Raw genomic sequence first — 23,118 nt, 5'->3', positions numbered from 1 at the left:
CTAACTTATTGTGCAATCCTCATTTACAAAGGGCACTCTAAGCTTCTACAATAGACCTATCTGCTGCGCAGGAGGCTTCTATGAACATACACAATATCGGCTACAACCACAGCCATGACGCGGACTTCATCATTAACCGGCCCCAGGGCTCGGGCGACCATATGCTATTGCTGCTGAAAACCCCGGCCATCTTCACTTTGGAGGGAGAGAGCCGGGTCACCGGACCGGATTCCTTTATCCTATATAGCGAGCACACCCCCCAGCTCTACCGGGCGCATGGGCCGCAGTTCACTAATGACTGGTTCCATTTCCGGCTGGACAACCCGGGGGATGAAGCGCTGCTGGACCGGCTGGCGATCCCCAGGGATGAAGTGATCCCGATTGGCGATCTGAACGAGCTGTCGATCATCATTAACCATTTGTGCTATGAGGCTTATTCCGAGAACCCGCATAAGGACGAGACGATTGAATTATATCTGCGGCTATTCTTCATTAAGCTCAGCAACCGGATTCATTCGACCCAGAAGGAAGTCGGCAACACGCACTACAACAAGATGTCCATTATCCGCACCAAAATCTACAACCAGCCCTTCCTCAACTGGACGATAGATGGACTATCCCACGAGCTGACCATGAGCCGTTCCTGCTTCCAGCACCTATATAAAGACTACTTCGGCGTAAGCCCGATGGCCGACGTCATTGCCAGCCGGATCGAACATGCCAAGTACCTGCTCACCACCACAGACATCTCTGTCAAAAAAATCGCCGAAATGAGCGGCTACGCCAGCGAGATCCACTTCATGCGCCAGTTCAAGCAGCAGACAGGGCGGACGCCGTCACAGTACAGGGAACTCGTAACATAGCTTTACAAGAACCTTAGCTTCAATGTTCTAATTTCATATGGCGTAATTTCTGTTTCATAACGCTGACCGCAGGAAGGGCTTCCAACCGGATGCTCCATCAGATCACACTCCTGCCAGACCGCATCCGGCCATTCTGTGCTCAAGACCACTGTCCCGCGGCGCCCGGTGAATTCATGCAATCTGATAATGACCGCATCGCCCTCCTCTGCCAGTTTCACAGCATCCACCATAATATGATCGCAGTCGATTTGCAGAAATCCCTGTCTGGAGAGCTCGGATGCTCCGGCGGCGTACTGTAGAGGGTCGTTCAGATCCCAGGCCTCCTGTACGGTACAGCCCTCGATCCAGTCCCCCTCATGCGGCAGCAATGCATATGTGAATATATGCCTTCCCTGATCTGCCTGCGGATCGGGAACCATAGCCGATTTGACCAGCGTAAGACGCATCACAGCATCCTTAATGTCGTATCCGTACTTGCAATCATTCAGCAGACTGACTCCATAACCCCGTTCAGATAAATCTGCCCATTGATGACCCACCGTCTCGAATCTGGCAGCATCCCAACTGGTATTCCAATGTGTAGGCCGCGACACATTCCCGAACTGGATATCATAGGTAGCTTCCACAGCACGGATCTGCACCGGAAAAGCTACCTTCAAGAGACGCCGCTGCTCATGCCAGTCCAGCTCCGTCTCCCAATCGATCCGGCGGCTGCGGGTATATACAATCATTCTTTGTTCTATCCTTGAGTTTTTGTACATCCAGCAGAAATGAATGACGGCGCGAAGCGGCCCTGACTCCAGCAGTGTGACCGCTTCAAGCCCGGTAACCGTCTCCATTTTTTCTGTATAAAAGATATCGATGTCCCAGGCTTCATGTCGGCTTTTGGGCTTATCCTCAAACGTCTGCAAAACGTTGCCGCATTGTCCGGGTTCAAGTACAGTGCGCCCGCACTGGCGGTCGTAGAGCAGCGTAATCTGACCGGATTCATTCCACTCTATATCGTAAAACGGAGTTGTTATTCCGTTTGTCTTCCAGTTAAACGGATCATGATCCGCTATTACAGACACTGCCGTCTCTGGTGCTGCTGCAGTCCAGGTAACGTAATCAAGCGCAGGCAACGCTTCCGCATATACCAGCAGGTTCCCGTCATGGGTACGCTGGGTAAGCAGGCGGGCACCTGCCGAATCATTCCAGCAGGTATGGAGCTCCGAAACCTCCCCTCCTTCGCCTTGCTTTAGGCAGACCAGCCCGTCCCTTGCCCATGATGCACTGTTAAGCACGGTAACCGCCTTGCCCGCAGCTGGAGGAAGAATGAATGCTGCGGCCGCTCTCCGCCAGACCTCCGAAGCCAGCCTCTCGGCTGTCTCGTATTCTGCCCGGCTATCTTCGTACACTTCCCGGATGGAGGAGCCTGGGATGATATCATGAAATTGATTTCGCAGCACAATGGTCCAGATATCTGCGATAGTGCCTGCAGGATAAGCTGCCGGCGCTTTGCCTTGGGCATAGGCCAGTACACTCAGCCATTCGGTTCTGCGCAGCATAAGCTCCAGCTTGCGGTTCATCCGTTTGTTATGCGCCTGACTCGTGTAAGTCCCCCTGTGCAGCTCCAGATATAATTCGCCGTCCCATACATGAATATATTGCTCCGATTCCTCCAGCCTCTGTTCCAGCTCCCGGAAATAATCATCTGCCCGTCCTGTAGTCACATTAGGCATCCCCGGAATCTCGTCCAGCCTGCGGCGCATCTCCAGCATTTCACGGTTTACTCCGCCACCGCCGTCCCCATATCCGTAGGCAAGCAGCAAGGTCTGGTTCAGCGCCTTATCCTGATAGCTCTCCCAGATTCCCTGCACACTATCCGCCGTAATCGAACCATTGTACGTATAATAAAAAGCGCCCTCGCTCGCCCCCGAATCGGGGGTCGTGATGAAGTGCGTTGTTATCTCTGTCCCGTCTATTCCCCGCCACTTGAACGTATCATGCGGCATCCGGTTGTACTGGTTCCAACTGATTTTCGTCGTCATAAAGGCCTCTATGCCGGACTTTTTCAAGATTTGCGGAAGAGCCCAGCTGTATCCAAATACATCAGGGAGCCACAGATATTTGCATTCCACCCCAAATTCCTTTTGAAAAAAACGTGTTCCATAGAGTAATTGCCGTACCAGCGATTCACCAGAGGTCAGATTACAGTCGGCTTCCAGCCACATCCCGCCCCCTGCCTCCCAACGGCCCTCTGCCACCCTTTGCTTTATTTCCTGATAGATCTGCGGATAATCTTCCTTGATATATTCATAGAGCTGCGGCATGGTCTGCAAGAATACATACTCCGGATACTGCTCCATCAGCCGCAGCACTGTGGAGAAGGAACGGGCCGCCTTGTCCCGTGTATGCTTCAGCCTCCACAGCCAGGCGACATCGATATGCGTATGCCCAATACACTGAACCGTGACTGCACTATGCTTGGGCAACGCGGCGAGACCTGCCCGCAGCAGGGTTAAGGCTTTTCCGGCAGAGGTATAGAAGCTTTCCGCTCCCGGTTCTGACCAGTCCAACGCTCTGAAAGCCTGATCCAGCAGCTGCAGCAGGGCATGACGTTCGGCCTGATGATCAGCCATTGAAGCGGCCGCACCCAGACAAGCCTTCCCCGTATAATAGAGGTCATCCGCAGCCTCATCAAGCACAGACAGCTCTGCCCGGCTAAGCTGGTGCTCCATTACCGCATCCGGCTGATAGCCGCCAAGTCCTGACCACATTCTCAAGTGCAGCGCAGCTGATGTTCCGCATAATCCATCCGGGAGCCTCACTTCACCATGATTACTGTCTACCCCCTGGTATGGGCTTCCGTTCAGGAACATCAGCGATTCGAATCCGCTGTTATTCCCGCCGCCGCTCGTTCCCAGCTCAAAGCGTGCCACCACTGTTTTCCCCAGCCATTGCGCCGGAATGTCCACATTAGCGGCCAGCCAGTAGTATTCGTCCCTGCCCTTCCACCTGTCTCCAAGCGTAACAGGAATCCATTCACCGGACTCATCAGGGTATGCACCAGCGCTTCCAGCCGTATCCCGCTTCATTAATAGCCCTTTCATTTCTCTTCTCTCTCTGTACCGGAGATCCTCCAGCTCAGCAATCCTGGCCCCCAGCTTCTCCACAGTCCACCACATGGCCACTCCTCCATATTCTAATGTAACTTCCCCGTAATCAAGCGGTGACTGCGGTGAATATCCGCCGCCGAACAGGCCGCCTTTAATTCATATACCTTCAACGTTGCTGCTTCAATAGCCTTCAGATAGAAGTCGAAGGATTGCGGATCATTACTGTGCACATACGGACACCAATGATCCGAGAGCCCTAACGTTTCATGAATATGAACCCCATAGATATAAGGCAACAGCTCCTCCAGCTCCTTTGCATTGGAATACAAGCCCATCCGGTCCATCATAGTGGCATGTCCAATGTCATACCATAGACGAACCGGACTTCCCTTTAAGCTGTCACAAATGGCTTTAGCCTCACTTAAGGTTGGAATCTGGTAGCAGCGGGAACGGGTCTCGATGCCGATTGTGACCTGCCAGCCCTTCTTGGCCACATATTCACTGACCTCTTCCAGACTGCCGCGAATCCGTTCACAATAAGCAGGACTATGCTGCTCACGAACATCAGCCATCTGTCTCCATAACCTCTGATACTCCGGCGAGCCCTGTCCATACTCCTGATATAGCTGCTTAAGCTCATGATCAATATTGTAGTCAAAGGGAACCTCACCCGGATGCACGACAACCGCCTTCGCACCATAGCGGCGGGCATACTCAACCGATGTGATCAGCAGCTCCACAGCACGCCGCCGCTTGGATTCATCCGTATAGCCAAGCATCAGTGAATCTGTATCATAATCCTTATCACTCACATACGGAAATACATTATGCACGCTCGATATACTGATTTCACCGCTGTCTATCATCGGTTCAATACTGCTGAGAAGCTCTCTGGTCACATTATAATTCAATTCCACATGCCGGAAGCCTAATTCCTTAATCTCTTCAATTAATCTGCGTCCACTCTGTTGTTGCTTAATATTCCAGCAGGTAGAGAACGAATAATCGCCCTTATCCTCCATAGCTCAGACTCCTTTCTGTGCACAACTCTTGTAAAAAGAGAAATCCGCCAAAAGTCCAGGCGGATTTCCATAATGCGGTTAGCTGTCCTGCATCTTTATTTACTGGCCGTCTCATTATAATTAGCTGTGAATTCTTCAATGATCTGATCTCCGCCGCTACTCCGCCATTTAGCAATCGCGTCTTCCCAGCCTTTGTCATCCAGCTCGCCCAGCACGTACCGGACCTGGGCATCTGTAATGGCTTTTCTGAGCTCGCTTCCTTTATCGGTGTTTGTTGCTGAGATCAGCCCGGCGCTATAATCAATAACTGCAATGCCGCTGTTACTAATAATGGTGTTCTTCACCTTCGCTTCAATCTCAGTCTCTTTCGGTGTTATACCGGCATAGGGGTCATCCCATTTGAAATTTTTCCAGTCTCCGCTGCCGCTGGAGCCGGCAATAATAACCGCCTGATTGTCTTCCACAGTGTAGTCCGTGCCTTCTACGCCGTACATTAACAGACTTTGAAGCGGTTCTTCGCCCAATTGATCCAGGAAGGCAATAATCTGTTTGAGCTTCCCTTCATCCGGTACACTGGATTTTGGAATGGCGAGAATATTGTCATAACCGAGAGTGGCTCTAGCCCGCTCGCCTTGCGGACCCTCGAAATTCTGGGCAATATCTACTACTACAGCAGGGTTTTGCTTCATTAAATCTGTATGCCGGACGATAGCGTCATCCAGCACAGCGAAATAGATACCCGCTTTTTCCTGATTGAAATACTCATATTTCTTGGCAATCGGGAAATCTGCGCCGATCAGCTTCTCATCAATCATTTTCTTGTACAGATCCAGCGAAGCCTTGAAATCAGGATACATGAAATCCGGAATAATCTTGCCGTCCTTCAGTCCCCAGCCATTGGCACCCCCGGAGTATACAGCCAGCTGCTTCAGAAGCTCCATCGTACTGTCTTCCTGAATTCCAAAGGTATCGTTCTTGCCATTCTGGTCCGGGTCATTCTCGGTAAACGCTTTCGCAATCGTATAGATATCATCCACTGACTTCGGAGGCTGCAGCCCCAGCTGATCCAGCCAGTCCTTACGGAAGATCATCCCGTATCGGGCCAGCACACGCTCCCGGGGAATCCCAAAGAGTTGGCCGTCAATCGTAGCATTGTTCTTGCTTACTTCTGACATATTCTTCAGATTCTTCGTATCCTTCAGGTACGGGGCAAGATCCCAGAATACACCGGCATTCTGCGCCTGCAGCATGGCTGATTCTTTGTTTCTGCGGATCAGCAGCAGGTCAGGCATGGTTCCGGCTGCAATGGTAGCACTAACCTTGTCATCGTAGCTTGAAGCAGGCACCCAGGTGATATCCAGCTTGGTATGGGTCTCTTCCTGAATTTTTTGCAGAATCGGGCTGTCATTCTTCGGCGGCTCCGCCAATTGTTGAATCATCATAACACTCAGCTCAAGCGGCTTCTCTTCATTTGTATTTACCGCAGCAGAGGTAGTCTCCTTATTGCCGCAGGCAGCCAGCATCGAGATGGACATACTGGCAATACCGGCTACGGCGATCCATTTTTTAGTCTTCGTAAATGATGTGATCATATCTCTTGTCCCCTTTTCTTAATCAAGTCTATTATCCTTTTACAGAACCCAGCAGTGCCCCTTTAGCAAAATGCTTCTGCAAGAACGGATATACCAGCAAAATCGGCAGTGTGGATAAGACAATTACGGCCATCTTGATCGTCTCGGCAGGAGGTGCAACATAATCGCTTCCAAACTGAGTGGAGTCCCCTATCCCTCCTTGTGATAATATTACGATTTGACGCAGCCACACTTGAATGGGCCATAAGGCATTATCGTTTATATAAAGCACCGCATTAAAGTAAGAGTTCCAGTGTCCCACTGCATAGAACAAGGTAAGTGAGGCCAGAACAGGTGCGGACAGCGGCAGCACAATACGGAACAGAATGCCAGGGTCGCTTGCGCCGTCAATACGTGCAGCCTCCTCAAGGCCTTCCGGGAGCTGCTGGAAAAAGTTGCGCATAATGATCAGATTAAAGGCACTGATGAGTCCAGGGATAATAAGTGAAGCGGTACTATCCAGGAGCCCCGTCCAGCGCACCATCATATAGGTAGGAATCATTCCTCCGCTGAACAGCATGGAGAATACTACCAGACGCATTACAAGCTTGGTTCCAGCTACATCCTTCTGGGCCAGCGGGTATGCCAGCAGCGCCGTAAAGAACAGATTACATAATGTCCCTGCTACGGTTATAAATACGGATACGCCCAGACTGGAGAGGATAATGTCCGTGGACAGAATATACCGGTAGCCTTCAAGCGAGAACTTGGTCGGAAACAGAACAAATCCTCCTTTAATCAACTCTTCCGGTGCGGTAAACGATGCTACCAGAATATAAATGAAGGGCAGCACGCATACGAGGGCAACGATCAATAGCAATGTATAATTGATACCATCCACTAATCTGCCCGTCAGGGATTGTTCCTTCATGATGATCTCCTCCTTATGGATGGCTTAATAGATTCCATCTTCCCCGAATTTTTTGGACAGCCAGTTGGAGCCTACGACAAGCACCAGTCCCACTGTGGACTTGAATACCCCTACAGCAGTGCTGTAGCTTAATTTACCTTGCGAGATCCCCATACTGTACACATAGGTATCGAACACTTCACCCACCTCGCGGTTCATGGCATTGACCATCAGGAAGATTTGTTCAAACCCTGTATCCATGAAATGCCCCAGACGGAGGATCAGTAGAATAATAATGGTGCTGCGGATAGCCGGCAGAGTAATATGCCACATTTGACGCCAACGGCTGGCTCCATCGATTTTGGCCGCTTCATATAAACCCGGGTCCACCCCTGCAAGCGCTGCCAAAAAAATAATCGTCCCCCAGCCTGTTTCCTTCCACATGACCTGTGATGTAATGACCGTGCGGAACCATTCTTTGCTCAGCAGGAAGTTAACCGGCTCCCGCCCGGCACTCTCCAGCAAAGAGTTGAAGATGCCCCCCTGAGAGGATAAGAACAGGAAGCTGATTCCAGCCACCACTACCCATGATACAAAGTGGGGAATATAGATTAGCGTCTGCACAATACGCTTGTACGATTCCTTCCGTACCTCATTAAGCATAAGTGAGATAATGATCGGAAGCGGGAAGAAAAACACAATATTATAAGTTGCCAGTATAAAAGTATTGCGGAATAGCATCCAGAAGGTCTCATCCTGGAAAAACGTCGCATAATGCTTGACTCCAACCCATTTACTCCCCAGCATTCCGAGGAACGGCTGATAATCCTGAAAAGAAATCAATATTCCCCACATTGGCATATATTTGTATACGATAAAGAATAACAATCCCGGCAGCATCATGAGATAGAACCAATAATGCTTTTTAAGACGACGTACCATTCTCAGCCGTTTCGTGGATCTCAGCGGCTGATTGTTTAAGGAAACAGCTTGCATGTGTATATCCCTTCCTTCTTGCATTCATTGTGGGAGGCTTCCAAGTGATAGCTTAACCTTATTCGCTCAGGGGATAGCCGTCTACAATCCCAAGAGCAGATAACATAGATAATAATCATTAGGGAAGCTTAACGGGCTTCTTCGCTACCTGATGACACCTGCTGCATTCAGCCGCACAGGCCTACGGGCACCACCTCATAACAGCTCCAGTTCAACCGTATGATCGAATGGTGTCAGCCAGTTCAGCGACAGCGACAGGCAATTCTCCGGCAACCGGTCATTACGGATGACACCTACCAGATGTTCCTGCGCCCCTGCTCCGATCCTTATGGCGAAGTCTCCTGCCTGATAAATGGCTGAACCTTGGGTCAGGAAATAATGGCCTGGCGCTGCCCCGGGCTGCAGACCTTCTCCCGTCAATACACCCCTGCTGTCCAGTACAAAGGTCAATTGGGTGAACAAATCCTCTGCCTGATCCGAACGAATACGGATGGACCACACCTTTCCGCTGCGCTTCACCTCTGATATAAGCCGGTGCGTCTGCAGATGGGTCATGGGCCGCCGTTCATGCGGCAGCAGATACCAGGGACTGTATGCTCCCTGTTTCCCGGTATGGGCAGGAAGATATTCTGTGGGTATGGGACCGTTATAACCTTTCTCCATAGTGCTGCTAAGTGTATAACCCTGCTGCTGCTCCAATTGTTCGAACTGGACAATCCCCGGCAAAAAAGCCGTTGTCAGCTTGGTCCCCAGTACATGTGCATCTCCGTGTCTCAAGGCAAAGAAAGAGGAATTGCGGGTCATCACGGTTACGCTAGTCAGCCCGTCCCTGTACCGGACTATGGGAGAACCAAAGGCAGTATGGGCAGAGCTATGTAAAAGGGTTGCCGGCCCGCCTTGATTCCGCATGCGCTGCAAATCCTCGTCTGCAGGATGTGCTTCATTGATAATCGCTTCGTAGTGTACCGGAAGCTCCTTACGGAGGATACCCTTTAGCCCGATCTGCGGATAGAGCAGACAGGTCATAAGCCCGTGATTATTCACGCTGCCCGGTTCCTGTGCCGCCTCCGCAGCCGCGTCTGCCAGTGCGGCAAATGTACCGTCATTGTCCTCCCACGCCATAAGCCGGGAAATGGCATAATAAGCGGACAGATCATTCTTCACCCCAAAGTCTTGACGTCCTGAATATTCAGTCACTATATCTCCGTTAGGATGGATCAGCAGAGTCATCATCCGCAAATTACGGCGGACAGGATCGAGGAGCAGCGGACGATGCAGTGTGGCTGCTGCATGATACAGCATGATATTACTCACCGCATTATAAATACCGTTACTCCGTTCCGTCCATTCCCCGTCAGCGGTCATGTCTATCCCTTCTGCCAGCCAGCAATCGGCACGATCTGCAAGCCGCGGATCACCAGACCGTTCATAGAGCAGCCCTAATGCGGCGGCAAGCACCCAGCGGTGATTCGGCGTATGGCCGCCGCCAGTCAGCCGCTCCAGAAATTGCTCAAGCAGTAACCGCACTGTCTTAGTCTCCGGGTGTGACCCGCGCTCCAGCAGCCGGCAAATCTGTGCTAGTCCAACGACTACGAAGCCGGTGTCCGGCGGGGAATGATAATTCGTCGAGCCCAGTGTAATCGTTCCATCTTCATGCTGGGCGCGGACAATGAAGCGGGCGAGGCATTCCATTCGCTGCAACAGCCCGGCACTTCCGCAGAACCGGGAATCCGGGTTCACATAAGAGGCTGCCCAGGTCGCCATTACAGCAGCACTTCCGCCGTGATTCGGCCTTGGGATTCCCGTATTGGAATCCATTATGCCTCCTATGTATTTGCTGAGTGGATCTTCTACTTGTGCACCCATACTTGTCTGCGTATACCGTTCATTAATGTCCAGCAGTTTTCTGTATGAAGACTCTTCTCTGTAGTTCATATCTGTAACTCACCTGCCTTCGTGTTCTTGTCCTTAATATAAAAACAAAACCTGCTAACCGTATACAATCTCCCGGGCAGGAGCTGTAACGAAGAGCAGGTTATAATCTTTATGGCAGATGAATAATGAACGGAACGGCACTTGTTGTCCATGTACGGAACGGCTCAAGTTGAACGATATTTTTTCCGGTATTCTCCCGGCGTCATATTCTCCATCTTACGGAAATACCGGATATAGTTCTGTGCATTCTGATAGCCAATTTTGGCTGCAATCTCAGCAATCTTCATCTCGGTCTCCAGCAGCCAGCACTTCGACTGGTTCAACCGGTAAAGGGATAAATACTCACTAAAGTTTGCACCCGTCTCTTTACGGAATACGGTCTTCAGATAGTTCGGGTGGTAGTTAAGCCGGGCCGCGCAGACCTCCAGAGTCAATTCGGTCATAAATTCATTATGAATAATATCTTTCATCTGACCAGAAATATTCTGGTTGCGGGCCTCCCATTTCTTCCCCAGCACGAGCACCATGGGCTCCATCACACACTTCATGAACCAATCCTCAGTCTCCTGCAGCGTCTTCATCCGGAAGAGCTGTTCAAACAGCTCTTGCTCATTATCTGTAGGTACAGGGAAGGCTTCCCCCGTATTCTGAACCTCCCTTACGAGGTTAGCCAGCAGACGGAATAACATCATCTGATATTCGCGGTGAAGGATATTTTGCCGGAGCATGGTGGTCAGGAATTCATGCAGCAGTTGCCCGGCTTTGTTCAGATCAGGGAATAGCAGCGCTTCAATTAACTGCTTCTCAAGCCATTCCGGATAGATAATATGCGCCCGGCTGTCCGGCAACACATCCTCAACATGAAGAATGGATTCCTCTCCAAACCGGATTCTATATTTCAAGGCTTCAAGGCTTTCATTATACGCTTGAGCCGCTCTTGTTAATTTCGAATGGAGGCGGCTGATTCCGAGGCTTACTTGCAGCCCCAGGATTTCTTTTACCGTAGATTGAATCGCCTCCGCCCATATGTACATCTCATGCTTGGCGGCATCCGTGTCCTCATGCTGTGTGCCCACGAGCGTAATCTGCTTGCCTTGGTGCACTACAGGCTCAAGTCTTATCGATGAAGGGATAATCTCGGCTGCAATATTGGATACGGCGAACATGAGCAGATCCCGGTCCTTATCCTGAAATCTGGTTTCATTAAAGGTGTCAATTTGTACGGTTATCACACCATACGGACCCAAATCCTGCGTGCTGTAGTAATGCTTCACTTGCTCCTCTATCACCCGGTTTCCCAATTCGCCAAGGATAAGCTTGCGGACAAACAGCTCTTTGAGCTGCTTCTGCTGGCCTTGCATCTTATCCAAAAGCTGTAGCTGTGACGACTTAAGCGACTGGATCCGTTCCCCGATCAGCTTAAGCTCATCCCTCTGCGTTACGGGCTTAAGATTATCCCCTTCAATGGCCGCCTCAAATATACTGCGGATCGGTGAATATATCCGGCGGGAGCCCATAAATGACAATGCAAATAACAGGACAAGCATGACCGTGCCAATCGTTAGCGTATACCAGCCGATGGCCCGCGACTCTGCCGTAATCTGCTCTATGGAGAAGAGCGAGATATAGGTCCAATCGTTGAATGTAGACTTCCTGTAGGTCATCCCCACTGCTCCGGTCGAAGCATTGTCCAGTTCCACATAGCCCTCCCTCAAATCCGAAAGGCCAGCCCGCTGCGTCAGCTCCCGGATCGTTTGTTCCGGAAAAGGAATCCCTGACACATCCGTAAGGGGACGCAGTGCCGCATCGATAATAAAGGTATAGCCATTTCCGCTGCCTGGAAGCAGCTTCTGTAAGGTGGAGGCCGGTATAATCGCTTCCAGCAGGCCATCAGGATTTTCTTCTATATTAAGCGGCAGCTTCTTGACAATCCTTACATTATCGCCCGATTCATCCGTAATCCAGAAGGCAGATCCCGGCAGCTGCGCCATTTGGTTGGGCATACTCAGCTCAGCCGCTGTTGGTGCTCCAGTATAGCCGCTGTTATCCAGTATCCAGTTCCCCCGGAGGCTGGTTAGCCGGACATCCCGGATCCCCATCTCGTAAGATTGAAGCCTCCGCAAGCCTTGTGCCATATCATTAATAAGCGGATAATCCATCGGGACGAGCTCTGTACGCAAGGCTTGCGTGAGATTGGTGCTGCTAATGAACTGGATCATAGAGCTATTAATGATTTGCAGTAACTGTTCCACCTTGAGCTCGGTTTGAGCCATAACCTGAATATTCCCTTGGATGACCTTATCCTGAATAATCGCCCTAGCTTTCCCGTACGATAACATTCCCAGAAAAATCACCGGTAGAGTAACAAGCACCATGCTGAACAGCAGCAATTTACGTAAGTATTTCGAATGTCGCATGACAAGCCCTCACTCGCCTCATGGATTATTGGTCATCCCCATTATTAAAGCGCATTCATAAAAACCGGGAATAGCATTCAGGCACAGACCGTTCCACAGCCCGGGTATAGATAGTTATTAGGTTAGACGTAATCACAGTTCCTGTCGATAATCATTAGAGCAGATAAATGGCGAATCAAAGCCATTCCAGAAATTCAAGACGATTCCCAAATGGTTCGTTGATATAGAAACGCCTAACTCCTTCATCCGCCCTTGCTTCATCATCCGTAACTTGAATATGATGCTGCAACAGATGCTCACGCAACTCATTCAAGGGCTGCACATGAAATGCCGGATGCGCTTTGGTAGCGGGAACAAAATCCCGCTGCACCCCGATATGTACCTGATGCTTCCCGCATTGGAACCATACCCCGCCCCGCTTTTGCAGCAGCTCGGGTTTGGGGATCTCCGCCCAGCCTAACAACCCATTGAAGAATCTCCGGGCCTCAGCTTCACAACCCTCAGGGGCTGCCAGTTGTACATGATCCAGACCATAATAATTGTAGGCCATCCATCTTCCTCCTTGATAGTTTCACCTGATGAAACTTGATTTCATAATATAATTATATATTATAGTAATTCACAATATAAATCCATAACATAACCCCACAAAGTGATGACTCAGGTACTTTGTGGGGACCCCAAATCATACATATTCTTGGAACAAAATGCCTGCGGCATCGCCATTGTGGTCGGTTTTTCGACCTTATCCCGCCCACGCACCTCTGCCTCACCGAATGTAGTCGGTTTTTCGACCTTATCCCACCCACGCGCCTCTGCCGCACCGAATGTAGTCGGTTTTTCGACCTTATCCCGCCCACGCGCCTCTGCCGCACCGAATGTAGTCGGTTTTTCGACCTTATCCGGCCAATACGCCTCTGTCGTGCCAAATGTAGTCGGTTTTTCGACCTTATCCGGCCCATGCGCCTCTGCCGCACCGAATGTAGTCGGTTTTTCGACCTTATCCGGCCCAAGCACCTCTGCCGTACCGAATGTAGTCGGTTTTTCGACCTTATCCGGCCCAAAAGACCTCTTGCTGTCCATGTGTTCGATGAAATCAGCGAAGTCATTCCTTATCCATAAAAAACAGCCCGCCAAAAGCGGACTGCTCTAAACTCTTATAATAGCTTTAATTTAAATCTTATACAACGTAACCTCATAGTCTGCAAAAACCTTCCCGATCATCTCCTCCACTACACTCCACTCCCCGTTCGCCAGTCCGCAGCCAATGTTATACGGGAGCGCCACAGACAGACCCTTGGCCTGTGCTTCAGTCTTCAGTGTGGTTAATGCTCGCTCCAGCGCAGCATAATCCGTATACCGGGTTTTGCTCCTTCCATAGTTAAGCTGGCCGAACAGATTCGCCGTGTACTTCTCACCCGTCTGCACCAGCTGGCAGTGCCCAAGCAGCCCGTCAGGCGTGTGCTGGTCACAGTATTTTTTATACTCAGGATATAAGTTCGGATAACGATCCCGCAGGATCTTCGCAATCCCCGACCCCATCACTCCCTGACAATTCACCTGATGTCCCAGTATATCTTCACTGGCTTCCATCATATCTCCATTCACTAACCGGATGCTCATAATTCTCTCCTTGTTGTTACGACTTGGGTGTTTGGTTACCTTTTAAAATCCCATAATGTCTCGGAGCTTGTCCGCTGTCTCCAGCACAAAGTTATCTACTTCCGCTTCCTTCATATAAACAGGTTCATATTCTATAGACACTTCTGTGTTGCAATAAAAGTGAATGATATTCTGTATTTGTTTAAAGGTCTGGCCTTCAGGAAAGAACGGTAAGTATTCGGGATATTGCTGAATATGTTGCACATCGCTCCAAAACACATGATCGCCATGCAGCTTCAAATATTTGAAGTCCAGCCAGTACCAGTCCCGCTTCACCAGCTGATTGTACTCGGGAGTACCTTTTACCGCTTGATGTACTGGCTCCTCCTGCTTGCTCTTGGTTAACTTAATCCATTCGACATCCGTTATAAGATGACAGTAATACCCCCAATAATAGGAACCTGCATTAGAAGTAGGCTGAACATCCTTCAATGCATACTGCTCCCGGAACAGCTCTGGCTGAATCCCCTGTCCATCCTTAAAGTGGGTAACACTCTTAGGTATACGTTGAAATGGACCAAGACTCCCCTCACCATCAACGATCCCGCAGTCAGGGCCAATATTCCCTACCAAAAAGTCTACCTTGGATACCGGAACCCCCGCCTTCATCAATGCTTCAGCTATTCTAAAATGAGTAACCCATGTAGCCATATAGCATTCCTCCTGAGACTAACTATACTCCTGTAGTTTGCACTTTCAAGTTTGGTATGTTAGAACCTGCACAATGTATTCGGTTTTTCGCATACATTTGCTCCTCTCACCCTCACAGCTGTACATTGTATGTTGTTTTCCGCATACATTTACTCCGCTCACCCCCGCAGTTGCACATTGTATGTTGTTTTTTGCATACATTTGTTCCGCTCACCCCCGCAGTTGCACATTGTATGTTGTTTTCCACATACATTTGCTCCGATCACCTCCGCAGTTGCACATTGTATGTTGTTTTCCACATACATTTGCTCCGATCACCTCCGCAGTTGCACATTGTATGTTGTTTTCCGCATACATTTGCTCCGAGGATTCGGTTCGCGAGCTTCACAGAGCCTAATCAGTGGGAGAAGAGGATTGCGGTTTTATTCCGGCACAAGGCGCTGAAATCGTAAATAAAAATGACTGTGCCGGAATGGGCAGCAGTCATTTTATATAGTAGTGTTGTTAGACTTATACGGTCAAACTCATAAAGAACTTATTTCAAGCTCTGCCGGCGATAGTCCTGGAGTGACCGCAGTGACCTTAATCGTTCCGGAGACGGCTCCGGCCCGGATATAGGCCAGCAGCTTGCCGTGATGGGTACTTCTTGTATGGAAACGGTAAGGCTCCAGATCCTGCACATTTCCATTCTCTAATCCCAGCAATTCACCTGCTCCCTCTACGGTCACCGTGACAGGAACATCCGCGCCATAGACCTCAATGCCCGCCGAATCCACAATGTCGAGCTCCACATGAACGATATCCCGAAGGTTGGCCCGCAGCTGCAGGGTATCGGCTGTCAGCCTTAGCTGCTCCGGTGCCGCCGCCGTGTGCAGCTCCCGTTTGACCGTTCGGCCCTGTTCGTCTGTCCCCGTTAAAAGCAGCGTTCCCGGTTCAAAATTCACTTCCCAGCTCAGCAGCAGCTCCCCGCTCTCATCAGGACGTCCTCCCCCCAGCAGCTTACCATTAAGGTACAGCTCCGCAGCCGCCAGATTGGTATACCCGTCAACGATCAACCGCTCGCCCGGCTCCCAGTTCCAGCTTGGCCCGCCGCCTGACCGGCCACCGGTGTCAGACATTCCTGGTTCACCTGCCCTGCGGACCGCGAGATAAGCCATCGGCATATCACTCCACAGGCTCTGGCGATAGTAATAGCTTGGTTTCGGGAAACCGGCAAGATCCATGAACCCTGCCTGCGCGGCCCGGATCGGCCAGCCATGCGCTTCTCCCAGATAGTCGATTCCAGTCCATATAAACTGTGCGCAGATATCGGGATGATCGCGGACCGCCAGCCACTCCTGCAGTCCCGGAGAATTCTCGCTGCCGTAGAGCACACGATTTGGATAAGAGCTCCGATCCTTTTCATATAAAGATTCCCTGTAATTATAGCCGACCACATCGAGCGTATCGGAATAACCGATCAGATTAGCTAGTTCAGGATAAGCCAGCGCTGCCGTTACTGGCCGTGTCTTGTCACAGGCCTTCACAGCCTGCACCAGCTTTCCGGCTATGACGGCAAGACGTTCAGCATTCGGCTTGTTCGGATCATATACACGTTCTGCAGCAGGCTTGTTGGCATCATTGTTGCCGGTCATTGTCTGGAAGGAAGGGTGACAATAAGGATCATTAGGATAGTCTACCTCATTGCCAATACTCCACAGAATAATAGAAGGATGATTTCGGTCGCGCAGCACCATCTCCTGAATATCCGCAATGCCCCAGTCCGGGAAATCCTCATAATAGCCGAAGTGCTTGGGAGGATATACATTATGTCCGGTAGACCACTTGTTCTTGACACCCTCCCATTCATCAAAAGCTTCGTCCATCACCATAAATCCCATTTGATCGCATAAATCCAGGAGAACTGGAGCTGGCGGGTTATGGCTCATACGGATGGCATTGCAGCCCATTTCCTTAAGGTAGCGCAGCCGTCTGCCCCAGACATCGCCAGGAACGGCAGCGCCGAGGCAACCGGCGTCATGATGCACACAGACTCCCTTGATCTTAAGAGCCTCTCCATTCAGCTTGAACCCTTCTGCCGGATCGAAATGAATACTCCGGAGGCCGACGGGAGTGCGGACCTCATCCACCGTTGCCCCCTCCCAGATAATCTCAGTAAGCAGCGTATACATGTTGGGGGCTTCCGGCGACCAGAGCTTCGGTTCCTTCACTTGAATGACCTGCTGACTGCATTCCGCAGCGCCCGCCGACGGCAGCAGCTCAAATGAGGTTCCCGAATCCATGCCCTCCTCATCCAAAAGAGTATGACGTACACCAATCTCTGCCGGTTCTCCTGTTTCGTTCAACATCCGGGTCTCTACCTGCAGCTCCGCCCATTCCCGGCCAATGTCAGCTGTCGAGGCAAAAACACCGTACTGCGCAACATGAATGTCATCCGTAAAGGTCAGATAGACATCACGGTAGATCCCTGAACCGGTGTACCAGCGGGAGTCTGCTGTCTCCGCATGGTTCACCTTTACCGCAATGGTATTCCCGGCTCCGCCATACGCCAGCAGATCCGTGATTTCATAAGTGAACGTGCTATAACCATAAGGACGTTTGCCTAAATAATAGCTGTTTACCCAGACCTGTGAATGGTTGTAGACGCCCTCAAAGGTAAGGTACGCACGTTTCCCCTCCAGCCGGTCCGGCAACACAATATGCTTGCGGTACCAGCCGGTTCCGCCGGGCAGATATCCGCTGCCGCTGGAATAATCCCTGGAAAAATCAGCCTCGATGGCCCAGTCATGCGGAAGTGTGACTCCACGCCAATCTTTGTCGTCATATCCCTTGTACCATGCTTCGGGTACATCCCCGCAATTGAAACACCACTCGGCATTAAGCCATATCTTGCTTCTGGACTCGTTCATGCACTTCTCCTTTATTCGGGCCTAAGATTTTCCTTTAGTTTGAATTTTTTAGTTCAATCTATATCGCCGTTTATTTCGCAGCTTCCATTTTTTGCTTGAACGCATCCAGCTGCTTCTGCAATTCAGCCTTGACTTTATCGTATCCGGCAGTCTTGATTTTGGCTCTGAACTCCTCCACTGCTTTGGCAGGATCACTTACCTTCCCGAAGTTGATAGCCGGTCCAAGCTCCCCGGCCACCTGCGAGATCGCAGTCAATTCACTCTCTACAGGCGTTTTGTCAAAGACAAACTGGCCGTAAGGATACGGAATTTTGATTTTGTCGTATTCATCATAGAGTGTGCCGATTTCACTCCACACCGTTTCGCTCGGGATTTCGAATTTATCCACTCGTCCGCCCCAGAAATCTGCATAAAAGCTGTCAGAAGCTTCGTTGTAGTTGGCCGGCAGTGTTCTTTTTCCATCCTTAATCTCGTATTGCACGCCTTCGATACCATAGTTGATCAGGTGATAGATTTCCTCGTTGTTGCGGATCAAATCATACGCCATCAGCGCCCGCTCCGGATTTTTGCTATGCGCGCCCAAGGAGGTACCTCCGTGTGTAATTGACAGCTCCATGAGATTCTTACCGCCGGTCCGGTTGAACGGGAACATCTGCAGCTCGGAGCCTGGTTCTGCTTTGTCCATCTCTACACGCAGCGTGGAGAAGGTTTGGGTGTGATGCTGGTCCAGACCGGATAACCCGGCTTTGAGAGCTATACGGTTGTCATTTTTGTTATTGAGCGCATCCTCGCGCCAGAATCCTTTATCGGCCCATTCTTTCATCAGCTTGGCATAATTCAGGAAGAGATCGCTGAAGATGGGCTCAGCTACAGTATATTTCTCATCGTTCGATTGCGCTGTAAATACTGGCATGTAGCCTGTAGAGATCGGGAGGTCCAGGTTATCCGTATAGGACTGAATATAGCCGCCCCATGTCACCGCACCGGAAGCCATATCCCATGGAATAACATCCGGCTTGTTGTCTTTGATATATTGCAGATACTGGCCGATTTCTTCCCAATTCTTGATCGGTTCGCCCAGCCCAGCCTCCTTCGCCCAGTCGCCGCGGTAGAAGAATCCATGATTGACCCATTGCGTGTAATCGTTCTCAGGAATCAGCACAATTTTGCCGTTGTAGCGGCTCTCGTTCCAATCCTCCTCCGGTACGGATTTCCAGGTTTCCGGTGCATGCCTCGGCAGCAGCTCATCCAGATTCATGAAGGCACCCCGCTGCGCATTGGCCCAGGTATCCAGCCAATCCGTGCCGATGGTGATCAAATCAACCGCCTCCCCGGAGGCCAGCAGCAGGTTATATTTGGTCTGCCAATCGGCCCATTCGACCCATTTCCATTCCAGCTCGGCATTGATTTTTTCCTTCATAATTTCATTGACCTTGGCCAGCACCTTTTCGAATTGCCCATTCTTCGGCTTATCGCCCAGGACCACATAACTGACCTTTACGAACTTGGAGGTGTCCGGCGCCGAGCTGTCTTGCTTTCCATTGTCATTCGTCGTCTTAGCCCCATTGTTAGCCGCATTATTCCCGCCGCCGCAGGCGGCCAGTGTAAACAGTAAGAGGAACGTCAACAACATGCATGATGCTTTTTTGATCCCCATTCTTGTACAACCTCCCTGTATTTAATGTACTCTATGTGAGAAGGCATGATGGCCTTGGCACATCGTTGCAGTAGAATTGAAGGGTCTGGAAGATCAGCCCTTTACGGCCCCTACGGTGATACCCTTAATAAAGTAGCGCTGTACGAACGGGTAGAACAAAATGACAGGGCCCGTGGCCACTACGGCTGTCGCCATCTTCATGGACTCAAGTGGCACATCGCGAAGCTGCACATTCGAGGAGGCAGCGGAATTGCGGACAAAATCGGCGCTGGTGATCACGTTATACAGAAACAGCTGCAAGGTGCGGTATTTCATATCCGGCGACAGAAACAGCATGGAGTTATACCATTCGTTCCAGTAACCCAAGGCGATGAACAGCCCGATGGTGGCCAGGGCGGGCGTGGTCATCGGCAGAATCAGCCGGAGGAAAATTCTAAAATCACCCGCTCCGTCGATCTTCGCCGATTCGGTAATAGCATGAGGAATAGAGCGGACGAAGCTTTTCATCATAATGATCAAGAACGGACTTAGCAGACCAGGAAGCAGAACCGCCAGATAGTTATCTTTTAAATGAAGATACTGGGTGATTAACAGGTAGAACGGCACCAGACCTCCAGAGAACAGTGTAGTGAAGTAAATGAAGAAAGAGATTTTGTTGCGGTACATGAAGTCCGGCCGCTGCAGCGCATATCCCGTCATAGCCACCAGCAGGAGGCCAACCGCCGTACCTACGATAGTCATAACAATCGTTACTATATAGGAGCCGATGATCAGATCGGGATTCTCAAATACAATTTTATAAGCGAACAGACTGAATTCTTTGGGCCAGAAGTTGAAGCCGGAGAGCTTAATGGCCGATTCGGAGGTGAAGGAGGTCCCCAGCACCAGCAAGAACGGCAACAGGCAGCAGAGGGCAAAGAAGCCGATAAACAGATATCCAATCCACCGGACGACAAGTCCGCTGGCGTCGGTTTTTTTGTGTGCGCTTACAAAAGTCTCATCCATGGGCAAGTCCTCCTAAAAAAGTGAATTGTCAGGCGATACCTTTTTGACCAGCCAGTTCGCAGATAATACAACGATGAATCCGAACAAGGATTGATACAGGCTGACCGCACTCCCCATCGAGAAGTTGAAGTTGGTCATCAGCGAGCGGAATACATAGGTCTCGATAATATCCGTAGAGGCGTATAACGCTGTGTTGTTAGCCCCCACCAGATTGAAGAATAATCCGAAGTTCCCCTTAAGAATTCCGCCAAGCGAGAACAGCAGCAGAATGATGAAGGTCGGCTTGAGCCAAGGCAGTACGATATACCGGATACGCTGAAAAGCATTGGCTCCATCGATCTCCGAAGCCTCCACAATCTCACTGTCCAGCCCCATAATGGCGGCAAAATACACAATAGAGCCATATCCGGTGCTCTGCCATAAGTACGTAATGACTATGATAAAAGGCCACGCCCCCGGGCTCGAGTAAGCCTTCACCGGATCCAGTCCCAAGGAGTGCAGGACCGAATTCAAAATGCCATAATCATAACTCAGAATGTTGTAGGCGATGAGGCCGATCAGAACGGCGGATACGAAATACGGCAGGAACATCATGGTCTGGGATACTTTCTTGAACCATTTGGACCGCATCTCGTTCAGCAGCACAGCGACCGTAATCTGAAGCATGTTGCCGAGGAGGATAAACGCGATGTTATAAGCGATGGTATTGAACGTCAGGCGCCACAGGTCACCCGTCATGACAAGGAACCGGAAATTCTCCAGCCCGGCAAAGGCGCTTCCGAAGATGCCGTCAGAATAGTTGTACTTGATAAACGCCAGATACAGCCCAGGCATAGGCATATAGGAAAAGATAAGAAAAAACGCTACAGCCGGAAAGCACATCAGCAGCAATGTCTTGTTGTTCTTAAAACGTTTCCAGCGGCCGCGCTTGGGTTTGGTATACCTCTTCTCTGTCAATTGGGCAGGTGAAGCAGTGGACATAAGACCCCTCCTTAATTGATTAGATAGCAGCTACCGGCTGTAAAATTTATGAAACCCATTTCACAAGAAAATAAAAAAATGAAACCTGTTATTCATCCTGTCTCTCTTCTTCTCGCAAATTTCCCAGGGAGTTTCCTTGTTCATTCAGCAAGTAATCGGATTATAGGTGAAATGGGTTTCATTAAAAAATAAAATGTAAGGGCTTTCTTCAACAGAATAAGCCCTCGTTATTTCAAAGTCAACTATTAATTTATGTTCACGGATCAATTATTTCCGGGGAGGTGCCGTCGTCTGGCGTACCCTTAGCTCGGGAATAACCGAATGTAAACGGGACACCTGTTTGCCGGCGATCAGCTTATGCAGCATGTCTGCCGCCAGACGGCCAATCTCGCTGGCCATCAGCGAAACCGTAGTCAGCTCAGGAATGCTGAACGACGCAAACGGAATATCATCATAACCGACGATGGACAATTCCGCCGGCACGGCAAGCCCCGCCCGGTCAGCCGCTTTCAGTGCGCCGATGGCCACCAGGTCGTTCATACACATGATCGCTGTCGGCCGGTCCGGCAACTTCAGCACCTGCTCTGCAAACTTAAAGCCCATGTTGACAGAGAATCCCCCTTGGACCATCCATTCCTTGCGGACCTCCAGACCGTTGTTTCGCATGGCTGTCCGGAAGCCTTGAAGCCGCTGCTGCGTATTGGACATATGCAAGAAACCGCCAATGACGGCGATATCCCGGTGTCCAAGATCGATTAAATGCTGTGCAGCCAGCTCCGCTCCCAGCCTCTGGTCGACCGCCACCCGGTGAATCTTCGTGTTGGGCAGATTCCCGTTAATCATCAGCACCGGAACACGTTTGGCCGCTTCCTCTACCTCCCGCACCAGCGCCGCATCCGGCTTGGACAAATCCAGCCTGCCGCCAATCATCACAATGCCATCGACCTGCTTCTCCATCAATATCCCCAGATACTGTGATTCCCGTTCATACTGGAGGTCAGTCTCCTCATCTGAAGAAACGGTATCGCACAAAAAACAGGTGTAGCCCAGTTTTCTCGTCTCCCGGTCAAAGCTGGCCAGCACCTCCGGAAAAAACGGGTTGGTGATATCCGGCAGGATGAACCCGATCATCCCGGTTTCTTTGCGGATCAGGCTTCGCGCAAGCGCATTGGGCTGGAACTGGTGCTTGTCGATCAGCGCAGTAATCCGCTCCCTCGTTTCTTTTTTGACCGGGGCGGTATTATTAAGCACTCTGGATACGGTGGCAACCGAGACGTTGGCTTCCCTGGCGATATCATATACGGTAACGGGTTTCATTCTGTTCCCTCTCTTCGCCCATCGGCAATAACTGGTTTTGGCTTCATCTTATCGTCTAGCTCTGTATTAGTAAACCATTTATTCCTATTCCGCTCAGGGGGCGGGGAAAGTGTATGCTGAATGT

17 protein-coding genes are annotated in these 23,118 nt (G+C 50.5%); 1 reads left to right on the top strand and 16 read right to left on the bottom strand.

The genetic code is table 11. The features are described 5' to 3' along the window. Nucleotides 1-80: 80 nt before the first annotated feature. Nucleotides 81-863, top strand: a complete 783-nt coding sequence (locus NST04_RS12900; protein ID WP_341184551.1) for a helix-turn-helix transcriptional regulator — start codon at nt 81-83, stop codon at nt 861-863. A gap of 2 nt (nt 864-865) precedes the next feature. Here the strand turns inward: NST04_RS12900 and NST04_RS12895 are convergent, their stop codons facing one another. The 16 genes from NST04_RS12895 to NST04_RS12820 all read right to left on the bottom strand — a co-directional run bounded on the left by NST04_RS12895 (nt 866) and on the right by NST04_RS12820 (nt 22,994). Next, entirely contained in the window at nt 866-4,030 is a 3,165-nt protein-coding gene (locus NST04_RS12895; RefSeq protein WP_341184550.1) for an alpha-mannosidase, read from the bottom strand. A gap of 17 nt (nt 4,031-4,047) precedes the next feature. Beyond that, complete coding sequence (locus NST04_RS12890) at nt 4,048-4,983, bottom strand: sugar phosphate isomerase/epimerase family protein (RefSeq protein WP_341184549.1); 936 nt, start codon at nt 4,981-4,983, stop codon at nt 4,048-4,050. Nucleotides 4,984-5,078: 95 nt separating this feature from the next. Next, entirely contained in the window at nt 5,079-6,575 is a 1,497-nt protein-coding gene (locus NST04_RS12885; protein ID WP_341184548.1) for an extracellular solute-binding protein, read from the bottom strand. Nucleotides 6,576-6,606: 31 nt separating this feature from the next. Beyond that, nucleotides 6,607-7,485, bottom strand: coding sequence for a carbohydrate ABC transporter permease (locus NST04_RS12880; RefSeq protein WP_341184547.1), 879 nt, complete (start codon nt 7,483-7,485; stop codon nt 6,607-6,609). A 24-nt stretch (nt 7,486-7,509) separates the two neighbouring features. Next, on the bottom strand, nt 7,510-8,406 hold the full coding sequence (locus NST04_RS12875) for an ABC transporter permease (RefSeq protein WP_341184546.1): 897 nt from the start codon (nt 8,404-8,406) through the stop codon (nt 7,510-7,512). A gap of 249 nt (nt 8,407-8,655) precedes the next feature. Further along, nucleotides 8,656-10,278: a hypothetical protein gene (locus NST04_RS12870; RefSeq protein ID WP_341184545.1), complete on the bottom strand. Its 1,623-nt coding sequence runs from the start codon at nt 10,276-10,278 to the stop codon at nt 8,656-8,658. Between the two features lie 281 nt (nt 10,279-10,559). Then, the gene (locus NST04_RS12865; RefSeq protein ID WP_341184544.1) at nt 10,560-12,812 is read right to left on the bottom strand and encodes a helix-turn-helix domain-containing protein; all 2,253 of its coding nucleotides are present in this window, start codon (nt 12,810-12,812) and stop codon (nt 10,560-10,562) included. A gap of 175 nt (nt 12,813-12,987) precedes the next feature. Then, nucleotides 12,988-13,362 carry a glyoxalase gene (locus NST04_RS12860; RefSeq protein ID WP_341184543.1) on the bottom strand — a complete coding sequence of 125 codons (375 nt, stop codon included), beginning with the start codon at nt 13,360-13,362 and terminating at the stop codon, nt 12,988-12,990. Between the two features lie 110 nt (nt 13,363-13,472). Further along, a complete protein-coding gene (locus NST04_RS12855; protein ID WP_341184542.1) occupies nt 13,473-13,895 on the bottom strand; it encodes a hypothetical protein in 423 nt (140 codons plus the stop codon). 90 nt (nt 13,896-13,985) lie between these two features. Then, entirely contained in the window at nt 13,986-14,435 is a 450-nt protein-coding gene (locus NST04_RS12850; RefSeq protein WP_341184541.1) for a macro domain-containing protein, read from the bottom strand. A 42-nt stretch (nt 14,436-14,477) separates the two neighbouring features. After that, nucleotides 14,478-15,125: a hypothetical protein gene (locus NST04_RS12845; protein WP_341184540.1), complete on the bottom strand. Its 648-nt coding sequence runs from the start codon at nt 15,123-15,125 to the stop codon at nt 14,478-14,480. A 524-nt stretch (nt 15,126-15,649) separates the two neighbouring features. Beyond that, on the bottom strand, nt 15,650-18,034 hold the full coding sequence (locus tag NST04_RS12840) for a glycoside hydrolase family 2 TIM barrel-domain containing protein (protein ID WP_341184539.1): 2,385 nt from the start codon (nt 18,032-18,034) through the stop codon (nt 15,650-15,652). 70 nt (nt 18,035-18,104) lie between these two features. Continuing rightward, nucleotides 18,105-19,691, bottom strand: coding sequence for an ABC transporter substrate-binding protein (locus NST04_RS12835; protein ID WP_341184538.1), 1,587 nt, complete (start codon nt 19,689-19,691; stop codon nt 18,105-18,107). Between the two features lie 93 nt (nt 19,692-19,784). Further along, entirely contained in the window at nt 19,785-20,696 is a 912-nt protein-coding gene (locus tag NST04_RS12830; protein WP_341184537.1) for a carbohydrate ABC transporter permease, read from the bottom strand. A 12-nt stretch (nt 20,697-20,708) separates the two neighbouring features. Then, entirely contained in the window at nt 20,709-21,677 is a 969-nt protein-coding gene (locus tag NST04_RS12825) for an ABC transporter permease (protein ID WP_445667887.1), read from the bottom strand. A gap of 267 nt (nt 21,678-21,944) precedes the next feature. Further along, nucleotides 21,945-22,994: a LacI family DNA-binding transcriptional regulator gene (locus NST04_RS12820; RefSeq protein ID WP_341184536.1), complete on the bottom strand. Its 1,050-nt coding sequence runs from the start codon at nt 22,992-22,994 to the stop codon at nt 21,945-21,947. Nucleotides 22,995-23,118: the final 124 nt, after the last annotated feature.

The organism is Paenibacillus sp. FSL H7-0756, assembly GCF_038006765.1.
Classification (GTDB): domain Bacteria; phylum Bacillota; class Bacilli; order Paenibacillales; family Paenibacillaceae; genus Paenibacillus_AQ.
The sequence above is the reverse complement of the archived record's forward strand: the minus strand, read 5'-3'. Positions and strand labels throughout refer to the sequence as shown.

Bases quoted from the DNA above. Each gene is read 5' to 3' on its own strand.
- NST04_RS12900 (WP_341184551.1), top strand. From the start codon at position 81: ATGAACATACACAATATCGGCTACAACCACAGCCATGACGCGGACTTC.
- NST04_RS12895 (WP_341184550.1), bottom strand. From the start codon at position 4,030: ATGTGGTGGACTGTGGAGAAGCTGGGGGCCAGGATTGCTGAGCTGGAG.
- NST04_RS12890 (WP_341184549.1), bottom strand. From the start codon at position 4,983: ATGGAGGATAAGGGCGATTATTCGTTCTCTACCTGCTGGAATATTAAG.
- NST04_RS12885 (WP_341184548.1), bottom strand. From the start codon at position 6,575: ATGATCACATCATTTACGAAGACTAAAAAATGGATCGCCGTAGCCGGT.
- NST04_RS12880 (WP_341184547.1), bottom strand. From the start codon at position 7,485: ATGAAGGAACAATCCCTGACGGGCAGATTAGTGGATGGTATCAATTAT.
- NST04_RS12875 (WP_341184546.1), bottom strand. From the start codon at position 8,406: ATGGTACGTCGTCTTAAAAAGCATTATTGGTTCTATCTCATGATGCTG.
- NST04_RS12870 (WP_341184545.1), bottom strand. From the start codon at position 10,278: ATGGATTCCAATACGGGAATCCCAAGGCCGAATCACGGCGGAAGTGCT.
- NST04_RS12865 (WP_341184544.1), bottom strand. From the start codon at position 12,812: ATGCGACATTCGAAATACTTACGTAAATTGCTGCTGTTCAGCATGGTG.
- NST04_RS12860 (WP_341184543.1), bottom strand. From the start codon at position 13,362: ATGGCCTACAATTATTATGGTCTGGATCATGTACAACTGGCAGCCCCT.
- NST04_RS12855 (WP_341184542.1), bottom strand. From the start codon at position 13,895: ATGGACAGCAAGAGGTCTTTTGGGCCGGATAAGGTCGAAAAACCGACT.
- NST04_RS12850 (WP_341184541.1), bottom strand. From the start codon at position 14,435: ATGAGCATCCGGTTAGTGAATGGAGATATGATGGAAGCCAGTGAAGAT.
- NST04_RS12845 (WP_341184540.1), bottom strand. From the start codon at position 15,125: ATGGCTACATGGGTTACTCATTTTAGAATAGCTGAAGCATTGATGAAG.
- NST04_RS12840 (WP_341184539.1), bottom strand. From the start codon at position 18,034: ATGAACGAGTCCAGAAGCAAGATATGGCTTAATGCCGAGTGGTGTTTC.
- NST04_RS12835 (WP_341184538.1), bottom strand. From the start codon at position 19,691: ATGGGGATCAAAAAAGCATCATGCATGTTGTTGACGTTCCTCTTACTG.
- NST04_RS12830 (WP_341184537.1), bottom strand. From the start codon at position 20,696: ATGGATGAGACTTTTGTAAGCGCACACAAAAAAACCGACGCCAGCGGA.
- NST04_RS12825 (WP_445667887.1), bottom strand. From the start codon at position 21,677: ATGTCCACTGCTTCACCTGCCCAATTGACAGAGAAGAGGTATACCAAA.
- NST04_RS12820 (WP_341184536.1), bottom strand. From the start codon at position 22,994: ATGAAACCCGTTACCGTATATGATATCGCCAGGGAAGCCAACGTCTCG.